Below are 14,997 nucleotides of genomic sequence, written 5' to 3' on the forward strand. Positions count from 1 at the left end.
AAGAGGAAGCGGGATGATTGGCATCAATGGTGCTGCTGCCCGTTTAGCCCATGTTGGAGATCTCATTATCGTGATTAATTACGGCTTGATGGATAATAATGAGATGCAAAATCACAAACCCAAGATTGTCATTTTAGACGGGAACAACAAGATAGAAAAAATCATTTAAATGAAAGTAATCAAGTCTCTTACTCAGATGTTGGCTTTATGTCATCTCCAAGATGCTAAAGTAGGATTTGTGCCCACAATGGGTTATTTACACGAAGGGCATTTGAGTTTGGTGGATGCAGCCAAGAAAGAATGTAACGTAACTATCGTCTCAATCTTTGTAAATCCAGCTCAGTTTGGTCCCCAAGAGGATTTGGCAAATTATCCCCGAGATCTTGAGCGGGATCTTAAGTTATTGGAAGAACGAGGTGTAGATTACGTATTCTTTCCAGATAAAACAATGATGTATCCCAAAGGATTTCGCACTTGGGTAGAAGTTAGCGAATTATCAGATCTTCTATGCGGAGTAAGCCGTCCCGGGCATTTTCGCGGTGTCTGCACAGTGGTTCTAAAACTGGTGAACATCATCAAACCCCGCTTTATGTATATGGGCGAAAAAGACTTTCAGCAGCTAAGCATTCTCAGAATTATGCTGAAGGATCTTAATCTTACCACTCAGATTGTGGCATGTCCAATTGTTAGAGAAGCAGATGGTTTGGCAAAAAGCAGCCGCAATATCTATTTGAGCGCCCAGGAACGCACAATTGCCACTTCATTGTATAGAGCCCTATATCAGGCAAGAGATTCGGTTAATCAAGGTATTTTGGATGCACATGCCCTTGTAGAGAATGCGATTACCTTGCTTACCCAAGCTGGGGCAAAGCCGGATTATGTGGCAATTGTAGACGCCAGAGACCTAAGCGAAGTAATATCTATCGATTCTCATAGCCGTATGTTGATTGCCGCATTCGTGGGGAAGACCCGTTTAATAGACAATATGATGCTCAAATAGAAAATCTTAGCTTTTTACTAAAGACTTTTCATAGAATTGCACACCCGTTTATAGCAGATTATTTACCGGAGATATTGATTATCCTGGCTTTTCTGATGTTAGCTATGCCGATCTGCCTTCCTTGCAGTATTGCGCTACGCCCAAACCCCGATTATTCAATGGTCTTTCATAAGTATATCTGCATCTTAAACACACCTCACACGGCCATTGTTTTAAGCTATGGTTAATGAGCTTTCAAGTTGTCATTACCTTGCACTTACAGCATTATCACAGGATGAACCATTCTTAACTATCGGCTGATGTATTGGATACGGAACAAAGGGAAAGCAGTAGAAGATCAGGTGAGACTGAACCCTCATTGCCCATCGCTAAGTTTGTATAAAAGCTGGAATTATGACCATACTAATCCATGAATTTATATTACAAAAGATTATATCTTGCAGTACTTTGTAAGTACATCTTATACTCGCAATGCCAGTTTGGGTAAGATCAGTTTGTTACTTGTTTTAAAAAGCACAATCAAGCAGCTGAGTTAATGGATTACTAGGCTTTAAACGCAAAGCTTGACAGATGTATGGCTGCGAAAAAACTGACATTTCATATAAACATAATTAAAAGTCAATTGCGAAAGTGGCGGAATTGGCAGACGCGCTGGACTTAGGATCCAGTAGGTTCACTCCTGTAGGGGTTCGAGTCCCCTCTTTCGCACCAATTTTAGTATTTAACACTAAGGAGAATATAAAGTGCAGGTAGAATTTAATGCCATCAATGCAGTAACAAAAGAAATCAACATCACAATTCCTGCCGAAGATGCCACCAAAGCATGGGAAAAGTATCTTCGCAAAGCCGCCAAACAAGTGGACGTTCCCGGATTTCGCAAAGGGAAAGCGCCATTGAGCCTTATAGAGAGAACACATAGTGCAATGCTAAAGGATTACTTTTTGAAAGATAGCGTAAGTAATTTTTTTGAAGAAGCGGCAAAAGAACACGATATTAATTATCTGCTTTTTCCGGATGTGAAAGACGTGCAATGGGAAAAAGGCAATGAAATGCAAATAAAGGTAGAGATAGAACACGAACCGGTAATCGAGTTTAAACAGCTCGATAATTTAGAGGTTCCCTACAATCCCATTACTTTGGAAAGCGAAATTGAAAAGTATTTGGAAGAATTACGCAATAATAACGGTACCATAGTAGATGTGGAAGAAGCCAGCGAAAACGATCATGTGAATGTGGAACTTACTTATAAGGTTAATGATGAAGAATTGGTAAAAACTGCTTCTTTTTTTGCCGGAACCACTCCGGAACATAGAGCCTTACCCGAACTGATTGGCAAGAAAATTGGCGATACTATAGCTGCAGAACTAAGTGGTATGGATATTAAACTGGTGAGTAGAGACAGTTCTACACCGGTGAATAATGACGAGAAATATCCGGTTAAAATTATGGTGAATTCTATTGAACGGATGCAGTATCCAGAGCTTAATGATGAATTTGCTCTTGATATGGAATTTGATGATATGGCAGCAATGCGGGCCAAAATATCTGAAGACATGAGACTTGCCAACGAGCATAAAAATATGGATATTAAGAACTATGCCATTGTAAGCAAGTTGTTTATAGATAACAAATTTGACCTACCGGTAAAAACCATTAATTACCTTGCGCAACAAGAAGCTGAGAAGTATCCCAACAAGCAATACCAACAGTTTTTAGAGTATCAATATCGGATGCAGATTTCTCAAGAGATGGTTACTATGTACATCCTTAAAGAGCTTCGCAAACAGATAGAGATGGAAGTAACAGATGAAATGCGCAACGAATATATTACTCACGAGGCTATATTGGCAGATCACACGTTAGAAGCATATAAAGAGAAGCACAAAGATGAAATTTCTTCCGATGAGTATCTGGATGGGATTCGCAATTTCTTTATCTTAAAAAAACTTGCTGAAACTGCGAACTACTTCATCCCGGAACCGGAGGAACAAACACCAGAAGCTGGTAGCGATGAAATTGAAGTGCAGGAAGAACCGGTTGAACAAGTATAATTCTGTGGAGTAATAATGAACTATATACCAATGGTTATTGAACAGGTAGGACGCGGTGAACGTGCCTACGACATATACAGCAGATTGCTGAAAGACCGCATCGTATTTATTGGTGGGGCAATAGATGACAATCTGGCAAATACGGTAGTTGCCCAATTGCTGCATTTGGAAGGCGAAGACGCATCTAAGGACATTTATATGTACATAAATAGTCCTGGGGGTAGCATTAGCAGTGGCTTGGCTATTTACGACACAATGCAATACATAAAACCGCAGGTTTCCACAATCTGCATTGGGATGGCAGCCTCTATGGCGGCAGTACTCTTAGCGGCGGGAGCCAAAGGTAAACGTACGGCTTTGCCCAATAGCAGAATTATGATTCATCAACCTTGGGGAGGAACTCAGGGGAGAGCTGCAGACATCGAAATTCAGGCACGTGAAATACTATATCTACGTACTAGAATGAATGAAATCCTTCATCAACATACCGGCAAAGCAATCAATCAAATTGCCAGCGATACAGATCGTGATTATTTCTTAAGTGCTGAGGAAGCACAAGAATACGGTCTGATAGACGAAATATTGATGCAAAGAGATCAAAAGCGGGAGAAATAATTGGATCAGCATAAAAACCTTAGCTGCTCTTTTTGCGGGCGCAGCGAAGAAGATGTAAAAAACCTCATCCGAGGCATAGCCGGAAACATTTGTGATGAATGTATAGAGATGTGTTACTCGATTATCGATGTGAACAACAAAGCCGAAGTAAGCGAAGATTTTCAATTGCCGCTTCCCAGTGAAATTAAAACGTATCTGGATCAGTATGTAATCGGTCAGGAAAATGCTAAAGAAATAATTGCGGTAGCTGTTTACAATCATTATAAGCGCATATTTAGGCAAGATAAGAAAGATGAGATAGAGCTAGAAAAAAGCAATATTATGATGATTGGCCCAACCGGAAGCGGAAAAACTCTCATCGCTCAAACTTTAGCCCGTTTTTTAAAAGTTCCGTTTGCCATAAGTGATGCCACTACACTAACAGAAGCGGGGTATGTGGGAGAAGATGTAGAAAACATCCTCGTACGCTTACTACAAAATGCGGATTACGATGTAGAGCGCGCGGAAAAAGGCATTGTGTATATCGATGAACTTGATAAAATCTCACGCAAGAGTGAAACTCCTTCAATAACTCGAGATGTATCTGGCGAAGGCGTTCAACAGGCATTATTGAAGATTCTTGAAGGGACAAAAGTAAACGTTCCTCCAAAAGGTGGACGCAAGCACCCTCAACAGGAATTTATTGAAATCGATACCCGTAATATCCTTTTTATTGCTGGCGGTGCTTTCTTTGGGTTAGAAAAGATTATCAAAGAGAGAACGGATAAGAAAGCTGTGGGATTTGAAGTTGATTTGGGTAAAAAACATGATGAAAGCAATATCTTCGAGCTTACTAATCCTCAAGACCTTCTGCGCTATGGGCTTATTCCTGAGCTTATTGGCAGGATGCCGGTTATCTGCACTCTGCATGAACTAAGCGAAGAAGCATTAGTGGATATTCTTACCGAGCCTAAGAACGCTATATGTAAGCAGTATCAAAAACTGTTTGAAATGGATGGTGTGCAGCTTGGCTTTGATACAGAAGCGCTAAAAGAGATTGCCCGCATTGCCCTTGCCCAAAAAACTGGAGCACGTGGCTTACGCTCAATAATGGAACGCTTTATGTTGAAGATAATGTATGAAATTCCCGATCGTGCCGAAATCCAGACTTGTAAGATTACCAAAGAAGTTATAACAGATAAAAGCGATCCAGTGTATACGTTTACAAAACCCGTTGGAGCAAAAGCAAAAGCAGCGGGAGAACAATAAGGGCAAAAATAATGAACAAGGTATTAATTACCATTTTGGCGCTGATAATGCTATTTATCGGCGCCTGTTTTCATGATAGCGAATTAATGGTAAAAAACAGCAGTAATGCCGAAGCATGGTTTACTATCGAAGGTGGGCAAGTTCGTTATTTGCCGGCTCAGGGATCTACATCTGTGCAATATCCATCGCCACGAACACTTGTAATAGAATATGCCGGATATCACATTCTTTCCGGCTCAATAATGATGGATATGAATTTGAGCGATGGGGGATACCTGAGTTTAGAGCCAAGCTGTGGAGCCTTGAAGTTTTATAATAGCTCGGGTGGGGATATACGAGAATTGCGGATTAGCCCCTCAAGTCAGAATAATTGGTCGCACAATCTCTTGCAATATTATCTACCCAAACAAAGTTCCGAAATCATCAGTCTAAAGAGTGGGTTTTACGATCTTAAAATTCGAGATAGCTCCAACTGTTATCATTATGTAAGCGCTCAAGAGATTTTGTTAGATACTACTAAAAGCTATGTATTTACGGGGTATTAAAAAGCCGACTTTCATTACAGAAAATCGGCTGCAGTCTATTGTTTATCTTACATCAATTCAATATTGCTCGCTTTAATGTGTTTCATGGCATTGCGGGTATCTAAAATAGCTACATTGCTATCGGCAATTCTTTGATAATCGATGTTGCTATGATCGGTAATAACAATAATTAGATCGTATTTTGTTAGGTTGCCCAAGGGGACTGTTTTATACATCTTACCATTTTTTTCATGATGAAATTCTTCCACATAGGGATCATGGATTTCGAAATCTGCCAAGTGGTGTTCTAATTGGGTTACAACGCCCTCAATTGGGGATTCTCGCATATCTCTAATGTCCTTTTTGTAGGCAGCCCCTAAAAGTAATATCTTAGCTCTGGAAATGGCTACTCCCTGCTTATTTAGGATGCGAATTGCACGTTGGACCACAAATTCCGGCATGGCAATATTTATTTCACCAGCAAGCTCTATCAATCTGGTGTGAAAATCATACTCACGTGCTTTCCAGGTTAGGTAGAACGGATCTATCGGAATGCAATGTCCTCCAACTCCTGGTCCCGGGTAAAAAGCCATAAAGCCGTAAGGTTTGGTTTTAGCGGCTTCGATAACTTCCCAAATGCTAATGCCCATTCTGTCGCATAATACGGTCATCTCATTTGCAAGGGCAATGTTTATATTTCGGAATGTATTTTCGTAGATTTTTTCCATTTCAGCAACTTCCGGCGAGCTGACCAGATGCACTTCAGCATCTAAAATGCTTTCGTAAAAAAGCTTTGCCGCTTTGTTGCAAGCGGGAGTCATTCCGCCAACTACTTTGGGGGTATTGTGGGTTTTATATGTTTCATTGCCGGGATCCACGCGCTCTGGAGAGAAACCTACAAATACGCTTTCTCCCACTTTTAAGCCAGCTTTTTCAAGCTCTGGGACAATAATCTCGCGAGTAGTGCCTGGATAGGTAGTGCTTTCTAAAACCACCAGTGATCCGGGTTGCAAATGAGGTGCCATCGCCCTGGTGCTTTTTGTGATGTATGATGTATCAGGTTGATGGTACAAATCCAATGGGGTCGGAACGGCAATTAGCACTACATTAACTTCTTTCATGCGAGTATAATCTGATGTGGCGCTAAGCTTATTATCTTTTACAACTTTTAGTAAATCCTCATCGGCTACATCGCCAATATAGTTCTTTCCTTCATTTACATGTTTAATGGCGTATTCACTTACTTCAAAACCAAGAACTTCAAAACCCTTCTTGGCGATAGTAACTGCCATGGGTAAGCCCACATAGCCAAGCCCCACTACTCCTATTTTTACACTTTTGTCCTTAATTGAGTTCAATAATGGCATATAACCTCCACTTCGTTAGTTTGAGACACATTTTTAGGGATATCCATATCTGTAAAGTGTTTTCTGATAGAGGTTCGGCTTTAGGTAATTCTATCATGGGAGCATAGTTATTATGCCTTATCGAAGAGCATAGTCACATAAATTTCCCAGATAGCATTGAACTTAAGAAAAATGCTGGACATATCAAACAGCATCCAAAAAATGGTGTTGACTTAGATTATATAAATGAACAATGGAGTAATAAATGAAACCAGAAATTGTTAGCCCCCGCCGAGAGAAGCTCTTAAGCTCCCTTAATGATCAGGATGCCGTTATTCTATTTGCCGCATTGGAAGCAAAGCTCGAGAAATTCAAACAAGAGAATAACTTTCTGTATCTTACAGGTTTAAGCATTCCCAATGCAATCTATTTGGGCTATAAAAGCAGTAAGGGAAACATGGAATATCTTTTTATTCAACGCTCAGACCCAGAGCGAGAGGTTTGGGAAGGCAAGAAACTGAGTATAGAAGAAGCAAAAGAGCAAAGTGGAATATCTCGTGTTTTGTATCTGGACGAATTCGATAACATGCTTACAGCCTATGCCCCTGCTATTAACCGCATATTCACAAATATTGGTCATCAAGCACTTGATGCACCGCTTTCTTATGCGATGTTTCGTTTGCAACCTGTTCGAGAGCGCTATCCGCAAATAGCTATCCTATGCATCACCCAAATAATCACACCGCTACGCAAGATTAAAAGCGAATGGGAAATAATGCAATTACAAAAAGCGATTGATGTTACCGGTAAAGGCATTATGGATATCTGGGAAAACGCTAAGCCCGGCATGATGGAGTATGAATTGGAGGCGATGCTCTTTTATCGGATACAAAGAAGCGGATTGAAGCACTGGGGCTTTGCTCCCATTATAGCTACGGGCATAAACGCTGCTACTCTTCACTACGAGAAAAATGAATGTCAGATAGCTTCCAATGATCTTGTATTGATGGATGTGGGTGCTTCCAATATGAATTATTCTGCCGATATCAGCCGTACTTTTCCTATTAGTGGCACTTTCAGCCGGCGTCAAGCAGATGTGTATAACGCCGTATTGCGGGTTCAAAAGCATATTATCGGCATGATCCGACCCGGAAGAACTCTTGGCGAATTGCAATCAAAAACTCGAGAACTTATTGCAAAGGAACTTATGGAACTTGGTTTAATAGAAGATGCTTCTCAGCTTATGAAATACTATATGCACGGCGTAAGTCACTTTCTGGGAATGGATACCCATGATGTAGGAGGCAGAGAAAGCATGCTTGAACCCGGTAATGTAATCACCGTAGAACCGGGAATATATATTCCTGAAGAAAGTATTGGTGTAAGAATAGAAGATGATGTATTGGTTACAAAAGAAGGGTATTGCGTGCTAAGTCAGAACATTCCCAAAGAGATATCTGAATTGGAAGATATACTTAAGGCACGGGCATGAAAGCAATTTATCCCGGTACTTTCGATCCAATTACTTTAGGACACCTAAACATCTTAGAAAAAGCATCACGCATGTTTGATGCAGTTATCTTGGCAGTAGCAGATTATACGGCAAAGCCAAATTATTTCAGCTTAGAAGAGCGGGTGCATCTTTGTCGGGAATCTAGTAAGCATTTGCATAATGTGGAAGTGCTGAGTTTTTCCGGAATGGTGGTGGATTTTGCAGAGCATCAAGGTAGTAGAATAATGATTCGAGGTCTGCGGGCAGTGTCGGATTTTGAGTATGAGCTTTCATTGGCTCTTACCAATACAAAGCTTAAACCGGAGATAGAGACACTGTTTTTGGTGCCAAGTTTAAGATATATGTATCTTTCTTCTTCGATGATACGCCAACTTGCAGAATTGCGGGCAGAACTAAAAGACTTTGTGCCTTCAGTCGTGGCAGAAGCGCTTAAGCAGAAGTTTCATTAAAAGGAAATATCATGCCTAAGAAAAAGACAAATTCAGATCAAATATCGGTATCTGAACGCAAACTTCCAGCAGATATAAACGCTGAAGCGGCAGTGCTTTCGGCAATGATTATAGATGCCGATGTGGTTAGTAAAGGCATAGAAAAACTACAAGAAAACTACTTCTCCAGACAAACTCATAGAATAATATTTAGAGCCATCTGTGAGCTTTTTAACGATGGGATTGAAGTGGATGTTCTAACTTTAATCAATCGCCTTGAACGCAATAACTACTTGGAAAAAGTAGGGGGTATTCCTACCCTTAACGAATTAGCCGATATTGTAGTGTCCAGTGCAAATTTTGAATATCATCTCAATATCGTAACCGAACAAGCATTATTGCGGCACCTAATTGTTGCCTGCAATGGAATTATAGAATCTTGCTACAGTTCCACAGCACCGGTCAAAACGGTAGTAGATGAAGCTGAACAAGCTATTTTTGCCATAGCGGAATTGCCTCATCATCAAGGCTTTGTAAAGATAGAGCAGATATCCAAAGAAGTTTTATACAATATCGATCAGATTGCTTCAACAAAATCTCCTGTAACTGGGATAGGCAGTGGGTTTGGCGATCTGGATCGTCTTACAGGCGGTTTCCGCCCCGGTCAATTCATTATTATTGCTGCGCGCCCAGCTATGGGGAAAACATCACTAGCCTTAAATATCGCCAGTCATGCTGCTGTAAATCTTAAAAAGAAAGTTGCCATCTTTACGATGGAGATGGCAGCAGATGAAGTGATCATGCGCATGTTCTCATCGGCTTCAGAAGTTAATATGGATAGTATGCTTAAAGGATACGGTATGAATGAGGAGAAACTCATTCGCATTATGCAGGCATCGGAAGTATTGAGTGCCAAACAGATATACATAGATGAAACCGGGTCAAATACTCCGCTTGATATTCGCGCAAAAACCAGAAGACTTAGTGCCGAACTGAACGGCTTAGACTTGATAATTATAGACTATCTTCAGCTAATGGGACTTTCCAGAGAGCGGGATAACCGCCAACAGGAGATATCTGAAATCTCGCGATCGTTAAAAGTATTGGCAAAGGATATGAAGATTCCCGTTATAGCTCTTTCGCAGTTGAACAGAATGCTAGAAAACCGAGAGGATAAAAGGCCTCGCTTGGCAGATTTGCGCGAATCTGGCGCCATAGAACAAGATGCTGATTTGGTTATGTTTATATACCGTGATGAATACTACTATCCAGATAAAACCGAGAAGCCGGGAATTGCCGAGATCATCATTGGGAAAAACCGTCATGGTTCTACTGGAAGTGTAGATTTGGGCTTCGATAGAGAATACACTCTGTTTAGGTCTTTGGATTTCAGCCAAGAAAACTGATATGCTCTCAGAGATTTTTGCGGGTATCGGTGAATACAGCCTCTTTGTAGGAAAGAGCTTGCTGAGCATCAAGTCCTTGCCTCGCCGTAGGCTGGAATTTCTAATCCAGTTTAAGCGTATTGGCTACGACTCGCTGTTTCTAATTATGCTAACGGCTGCATTTACCGGATTGGTGACTGCTCTTCAGGCGGTATATCAATCCAAAGGTTATATTCCGCTAAATCTATTGAGCGTCTTAATCGGCAAATCTACTATGGTAGAGCTTGCTCCCGTGCTCACGGGCTTGGTACTAACGGGCAAGATAGGGGCAGCAATGGCAGCAGAGATCGGCTCCATGAAGGTTAGCGAGCAAATTGACGCTTTACACAGCATGAATATTAAACCCCACGAATTCTTATATATGCCTCGCATTTTAGCCGGCGTAATTGCCTTTCCTCTCATTACCATCTTTGCCAATGCAATTAGCATATTTTGCGCATGGTATTTTGCCAGCATCCGATATGGTTTGCATTATCATACCTTTTTTACCAACATGCGAGCATACTTCGAGCCTTTTGATTTGTGGAGTGGCTTAGTAAAATCCGTCGTGTTTGGCTTTATCATCACATCTTTGGCATGCTATTTTGGCGATCGTAGTTACGGTGGAGCTGAGGGTGTTGGCAGATCCACTACTCAAACTGTTGTGTACAGCTCCGTCGCCATACTAATTATGGATTTTATTGTAGCTTGGATTCTGTTTGGATCGATGTAATGACTTGGCTCTTAATTGTTTTACTTTTCTTACAAGTGTCTTGCAGCTCTCAAGAAGATCATACTTTAAATAGCCAAAAATCTGGTGACCGTGAGATACAATTATATGCATGTGAAGATTTCCGCAGCAGTGGGTTTGAATCTGTTATTGTTCCAACATTTGAAAAGGAGTATCGATGCAGAGTCCTCACCAAGCTGTTTCCGGACCCATCGGCAATGATTTCTGCAGTTAAAACAAATCCGGATAGTGTGGATGTAGTTGTGGGGCTTCCATCTGTATTTAGTGCTTCCGATTCTTTGGGATCGCTATTTTCTGCCTACGAACCCAAAGCTGTGGAAGATCTGAACCGAGCTTGTGTACAGAATAACAACTATCGTTTGATCCCTTACGGTTTTTCATATTTAGGTTTGCTCTACGATAGCTCTGTGTTGCAAGAAGTTCCCAGATCTTTAGGGGAATTACAAGATGAGCGGTATTTAAACCAAATATCCTTGATTGATCCCGCTCATAGTGGTTCTGGCAGAGCTATGTTACATTGGGTTATTGCATTGTTTGGAGATGGCGGTTTCGAGCAAATGTTAAGAACCATCAGAAAGAATGTGCATCGCAGTTATAGCAGTCAAAGCGAAGCCCTGGCTTCGTTAAAGAGCAAAGAAAGCACTCTTATGCCAGGATTAATTACTCTTGCCGCCCAAAATAAGGAACTGGAAAATGAAGCTGCCACAATAGATTTTGTTCTATTCAACGAAGGCAGTTTTCAATATTCAGAATGCGTAGGCATTATAGCGCAAACTAACCAACTAGAACTAGCCGGAGCTTTTGTAGATTTTCTTCTTAGCGATGCCTCTCAAAAAATGGTTGCATACAAGCTGGGCTTATTCCCCGCTAACCGGAAAACCCTACTCCCACCCAGTTTTAGCAGGGTTCCACTTTTACCCTGGCTGGTAACATTGAGCTTAAACAACGAACAGATATATGAAAAAACTCCCCAATGGCTGGAAACGTGGAATCGCATATTTACTCTCTATTAAGGATGGCAATTGCAATAATTAGTATAAATGATGGCTCTTCATTGCCTAGCTTTGCGATAACAATTGCGTTTCGAAGAGCAGCCCTACTTTGATGGAAGCTCATAATCCATCTGGGGAATGAATTTGTATGACTATTAGAAGCAAAAGCCTTGACGAATTTATAAATGGCATAAATTCTCACTTTGAATAAGGAGTAATTTTATGAAAACAGATACAATAATCATAAATGCCCGTCAAATTGCTACATTGGCAAGTGGAGGCAAAGCTAAATATGGCGCTCAAATGGATGATGCGAACATAATCGAAAACGCCGGTATAGCCATTAAAGATGGGATTATCATCGATCTGGGTTGCAGTAAAGTAATTGAAGATAAATACGATTGGGAAGAAGCAATTGATGCTTCCGGAAAGATTCTTACTCCCGGCTTCGTAGATAGCCACAGCCATCCTGTTTTTGTTCATACTCGTGAAAACGAATTTGCCGCACGTTTGGCTGGGAAGACTTATGTAGAAATCGCTCTTGCCGGTGGTGGAATACGCAGCAGTATCGATTCAGTTAGAAATGCTACGGAAGAAGAGTTAGTAGAACATTCTTTGCCCCGCATTCAACGTATGATAGCTTTGGGAACTACCACTTTAGAAGCAAAAAGCGGATATGGCTTAAGCACGGAAAGCGAATTGAAGCAACTGCGGGCAATTGAACGTCTTAACCAGATTCTCCCCATTGATTTGGTGCCTACGTTTATGGGGGCGCACGAGTATCCTACAGAATATAGGACCGATCATCAAAGCTATATAAATATTCTCTGCAACGAGATGCTACCCGCAGTGAAAGAGCAGGGAATTGCCGAATTCTGTGATATTTTTACTGAAGCACATGTTTTTGGAATAGAAGAATCTCGCAGAATATTGAATGAGGCAAAAAGGCTTGGTTTTAAACTCAAGATGCATGCCGATGAAATTGAAGCGATTGGGGGAGCAGAATTGGCGGCAAAGATGGCATGTGTTTCGGCTGACCATCTAGGGGCATGCTCCGATGCCGGAATTTTAGCGATGAAGACTGCACATGTGATACCAGTTCTTTTACCGGCAACACTATTTTCTTTGCAAGCAAAAACGTACGCCCGAGCTCGCAACATGATTGAACAGGGGCTCCCGGTAGCCATTGCTACAGACTACAACCCCGGTAGCTGCAATTGTGACAGTATGAGCCTTACCATGAGTTTAGCCTGTTTACAAATGGGTATGAGTCCCATTGAGGCATTAAGTGCAGCAACCATCAATGCCGCCTGCGCCATTAACCGAGAACAATCGATCGGATCGCTGGAAGTAGGGAAGCTTGCCGACATAATTATTTGGGATATTCCCAATCTGAATTTTATTCCCTATCATTTGGGCTCATCTTATATCAGCAAAGTGCTCAAAAAGGGGAAAACAGTTTACAGTGCACCACATTATGGCATTAAATAGTTATAACATTATCGAAACCCTTCACCATTCAAGACGCTATCTGCTTTATAAAGCTACCAAGATAAGTGACAGCAGTCCGGTAGTAATCAAAACACAAGATCCTGCTCATATCTCCGATAAGTCGTTGGCTACAAGCCTAAAAAGTGAAGCAGAAATAGCGCAATATTTGCAACATCCCAATCTTCGCAAAGGCTTGGGCTGTTTTGAAGAGGGTTTAAGTGTATATTTTGTGGCGGAATATGTTGCGGGAGAAAGTCTGGGAGAAAGGCTCTGTAATAATCCACCAGATTTTCACACGGCATTAAACTGGGCAAAAAAAAATCTCCATGTATTAATATATGCGTCCTCATTGGGGCTAAGCCACGAAAACCTAAATCCCTATAACATCATCATAGAGCCCAATGATAATCTTTCTCTCATCGGATTTGGCAAAAATCGTAGCGCCTGGAAGCATTCCGAAGGAAACTTCAAGTATCCATTGCCTATTTTATATCTTGCCCCAGAAATCTACAAGGGCTCTAAAGCCTCGTTAAATTCTGACCTTTATTCCTGGGCGGTAATTGTGTATCAAGCGGTTTGTGGAATGCTGCCGTGGCGCTTGGATAGTTTTAGCTCTCCAGAAGAGCAAAAACAGCAAAGTATCGATCGTGCCATAATCTTGCCGGATACGAATATGATGCCAGATGGCTTATATAGTATTTTGCTCAGTTGTTTAAATCCGGATCCCAATCAACGCCCAGAGAATCCTCACCAACTTCTTGATCTTTTGCAACAAGAGACTACAGACCTCGATTGGTCTCTTGAAATAGAATCTATACCCCAAGAAGCCAGCTTAGATAAGATTTCACAAAATCCAGAATCTGCCGATATCGGTATCTCAGCTCCGCCTGACAGAAAAGATAGTGTTTCGATTTCGAGTTCCGACCAGAAACCAAGCCAGGCGCTGGAACCGGAAGAAGTTCATATTTCCGCTATTGATCCTATGCCTCCCGATCCTGACTTGCTTAAACGGATACTAGACTTAGCGGAAACAGAATGGAATGCCACTCCACCACTGCTGGCACCGGAAGAAGTTCATATTTCCGCTATTGATCTTATGCCTCCCGATCCCGACCTACTTAAACGGATACTAGACTTAGCGGAAACAGAATGGAATGCCACTCCACCATTGAAGGAACCGGAAGAAGTTCATATTTCCGCGATTGAGCTCTCATTTCCGGATAGCGAACTCATTAATAGGATTCTAATTAAAGCTGAATCAGAACTAAATGTATCGCCAAACAAGAGCGAAATAATAGATACTGAGTTTTGCGATAAAGCATTAGCCGACGCCTCAAGTACTTCAGATGAGCAGTTTGTTTCCTTAGATGAAGAACAGATTTATGAAACACAAGCATCGCAGATTGAAGAACAAACGGCACCTCTTAATGAAGATAAAGAATGGCAAGATTCGGATTCTATCCCAAAACCAACAATTCCTGCCGATGAACCCGCTTCTCATCCAGAGCCGGTTTTCGAGGTTCCCCAAGAGGAAGAAAAGGATCTACGCAGCATGAGAAATAGTTTTAGAGTACTAATGATCTTAAGTGTTTTAGTTGTAGCGTATTTTTTGGC

14 protein-coding genes and 1 tRNA gene are annotated in these 14,997 nt (G+C 41.3%); 14 read left to right on the top strand and 1 reads right to left on the bottom strand.

Translation table 11 applies throughout. The features are described 5' to 3' along the window. The 7 genes from LHW48_10445 to LHW48_10475 all read left to right on the top strand — a co-directional run. A partial coding sequence (locus LHW48_10445) for an aspartate 1-decarboxylase (protein MCB5260866.1) occupies positions 1 to 169 on the top strand: 169 nt, incomplete at its 5' end. Next, positions 170 to 1,000 carry a pantoate--beta-alanine ligase gene (gene panC, locus LHW48_10450; GenBank protein MCB5260867.1) on the top strand — a complete coding sequence of 277 codons (831 nt, stop codon included), beginning with the start codon at positions 170 to 172 and terminating at the stop codon, positions 998 to 1,000. 624 nt (positions 1,001 to 1,624) lie between these two features. Further along, positions 1,625 to 1,711 (top strand) — tRNA-Leu (locus LHW48_10455). 32 nt (positions 1,712 to 1,743) lie between these two features. Beyond that, positions 1,744 to 3,051 carry a hypothetical protein gene (locus tag LHW48_10460; GenBank protein ID MCB5260868.1) on the top strand — a complete coding sequence of 436 codons (1,308 nt, stop codon included), beginning with the start codon at positions 1,744 to 1,746 and terminating at the stop codon, positions 3,049 to 3,051. Positions 3,052 to 3,066: 15 nt separating this feature from the next. Further along, positions 3,067 to 3,666, top strand: coding sequence for an ATP-dependent Clp endopeptidase proteolytic subunit ClpP (gene clpP, locus LHW48_10465; GenBank protein MCB5260869.1), 600 nt, complete (start codon positions 3,067 to 3,069; stop codon positions 3,664 to 3,666). Then, on the top strand, positions 3,667 to 4,914 hold the full coding sequence (gene clpX / locus LHW48_10470) for an ATP-dependent Clp protease ATP-binding subunit ClpX (GenBank protein ID MCB5260870.1): 1,248 nt from the start codon (positions 3,667 to 3,669) through the stop codon (positions 4,912 to 4,914). It abuts the gene before it with no gap. An 11-nt stretch (positions 4,915 to 4,925) separates the two neighbouring features. Further along, the gene (locus tag LHW48_10475; protein ID MCB5260871.1) at positions 4,926 to 5,459 is read left to right on the top strand and encodes a hypothetical protein; all 534 of its coding nucleotides are present in this window, start codon (positions 4,926 to 4,928) and stop codon (positions 5,457 to 5,459) included. 47 nt (positions 5,460 to 5,506) lie between these two features. On the opposite strand, the gene LHW48_10480 is transcribed toward LHW48_10475, so the two are convergent. Then, positions 5,507 to 6,805, bottom strand: a complete 1,299-nt coding sequence (locus LHW48_10480) for a nucleotide sugar dehydrogenase (GenBank protein ID MCB5260872.1) — start codon at positions 6,803 to 6,805, stop codon at positions 5,507 to 5,509. Between the two features lie 244 nt (positions 6,806 to 7,049). Here LHW48_10480 and LHW48_10485 point away from each other — a divergent pair, with 244 nt between their 5' ends. The 7 genes from LHW48_10485 to LHW48_10515 form a co-directional block, all read left to right on the top strand. Further along, on the top strand, positions 7,050 to 8,276 hold the full coding sequence (locus tag LHW48_10485) for an aminopeptidase P N-terminal domain-containing protein (GenBank protein ID MCB5260873.1): 1,227 nt from the start codon (positions 7,050 to 7,052) through the stop codon (positions 8,274 to 8,276). Further along, positions 8,273 to 8,746: a pantetheine-phosphate adenylyltransferase gene (gene coaD, locus LHW48_10490; protein MCB5260874.1), complete on the top strand. Its 474-nt coding sequence runs from the start codon at positions 8,273 to 8,275 to the stop codon at positions 8,744 to 8,746. The genes LHW48_10485 and coaD overlap by 4 nt, the downstream gene beginning before the upstream one ends. Positions 8,747 to 8,757: 11 nt before the next feature. Next, a complete protein-coding gene (gene dnaB / locus LHW48_10495) occupies positions 8,758 to 10,131 on the top strand; it encodes a replicative DNA helicase (protein ID MCB5260875.1) in 1,374 nt (457 codons plus the stop codon). 1 nt (position 10,132) lies between these two features. After that, a complete protein-coding gene (locus LHW48_10500; GenBank protein ID MCB5260876.1) occupies positions 10,133 to 10,882 on the top strand; it encodes an ABC transporter permease in 750 nt (249 codons plus the stop codon). Continuing rightward, a complete protein-coding gene (locus LHW48_10505; GenBank protein MCB5260877.1) occupies positions 10,882 to 11,913 on the top strand; it encodes a thiamine ABC transporter substrate-binding protein in 1,032 nt (343 codons plus the stop codon). Before LHW48_10500 ends, LHW48_10505 begins: the two co-directional genes overlap by 1 nt. A gap of 201 nt (positions 11,914 to 12,114) precedes the next feature. Then, a complete protein-coding gene (hutI, locus tag LHW48_10510) occupies positions 12,115 to 13,383 on the top strand; it encodes an imidazolonepropionase (GenBank protein ID MCB5260878.1) in 1,269 nt (422 codons plus the stop codon). Then, positions 13,370 to 14,997, top strand: a 1,628-nt coding sequence (locus LHW48_10515) for a protein kinase (GenBank protein MCB5260879.1), incomplete at its 3' end; no start/stop codon positions are given. The genes hutI and LHW48_10515, both read left to right, overlap by 14 nt.

It is taken from the genome of Candidatus Cloacimonadota bacterium, assembly GCA_020532355.1.
In the GTDB taxonomy this organism is placed as follows: domain Bacteria; phylum Cloacimonadota; class Cloacimonadia; order Cloacimonadales; family Cloacimonadaceae; genus UBA5456.

Excerpts from the sequence above, each read along its gene's own strand:
- clpP (MCB5260869.1), top strand. The coding sequence starts at position 3,067 with ATGAACTATATACCAATGGTTATTGAACAGGTAGGACGCGGTGAACGT.
- dnaB (MCB5260875.1), top strand. The coding sequence starts at position 8,758 with ATGCCTAAGAAAAAGACAAATTCAGATCAAATATCGGTATCTGAACGC.
- LHW48_10485 (MCB5260873.1), top strand. The coding sequence starts at position 7,050 with ATGAAACCAGAAATTGTTAGCCCCCGCCGAGAGAAGCTCTTAAGCTCC.
- LHW48_10505 (MCB5260877.1), top strand. The coding sequence starts at position 10,882 with ATGACTTGGCTCTTAATTGTTTTACTTTTCTTACAAGTGTCTTGCAGC.
- LHW48_10475 (MCB5260871.1), top strand. The coding sequence starts at position 4,926 with ATGAACAAGGTATTAATTACCATTTTGGCGCTGATAATGCTATTTATC.
- LHW48_10500 (MCB5260876.1), top strand. The coding sequence starts at position 10,133 with ATGCTCTCAGAGATTTTTGCGGGTATCGGTGAATACAGCCTCTTTGTA.
- coaD (MCB5260874.1), top strand. The coding sequence starts at position 8,273 with ATGAAAGCAATTTATCCCGGTACTTTCGATCCAATTACTTTAGGACAC.
- hutI (MCB5260878.1), top strand. The coding sequence starts at position 12,115 with ATGAAAACAGATACAATAATCATAAATGCCCGTCAAATTGCTACATTG.
- panC (MCB5260867.1), top strand. The coding sequence starts at position 170 with ATGAAAGTAATCAAGTCTCTTACTCAGATGTTGGCTTTATGTCATCTC.
- LHW48_10480 (MCB5260872.1), bottom strand. The coding sequence starts at position 6,805 with ATGCCATTATTGAACTCAATTAAGGACAAAAGTGTAAAAATAGGAGTA.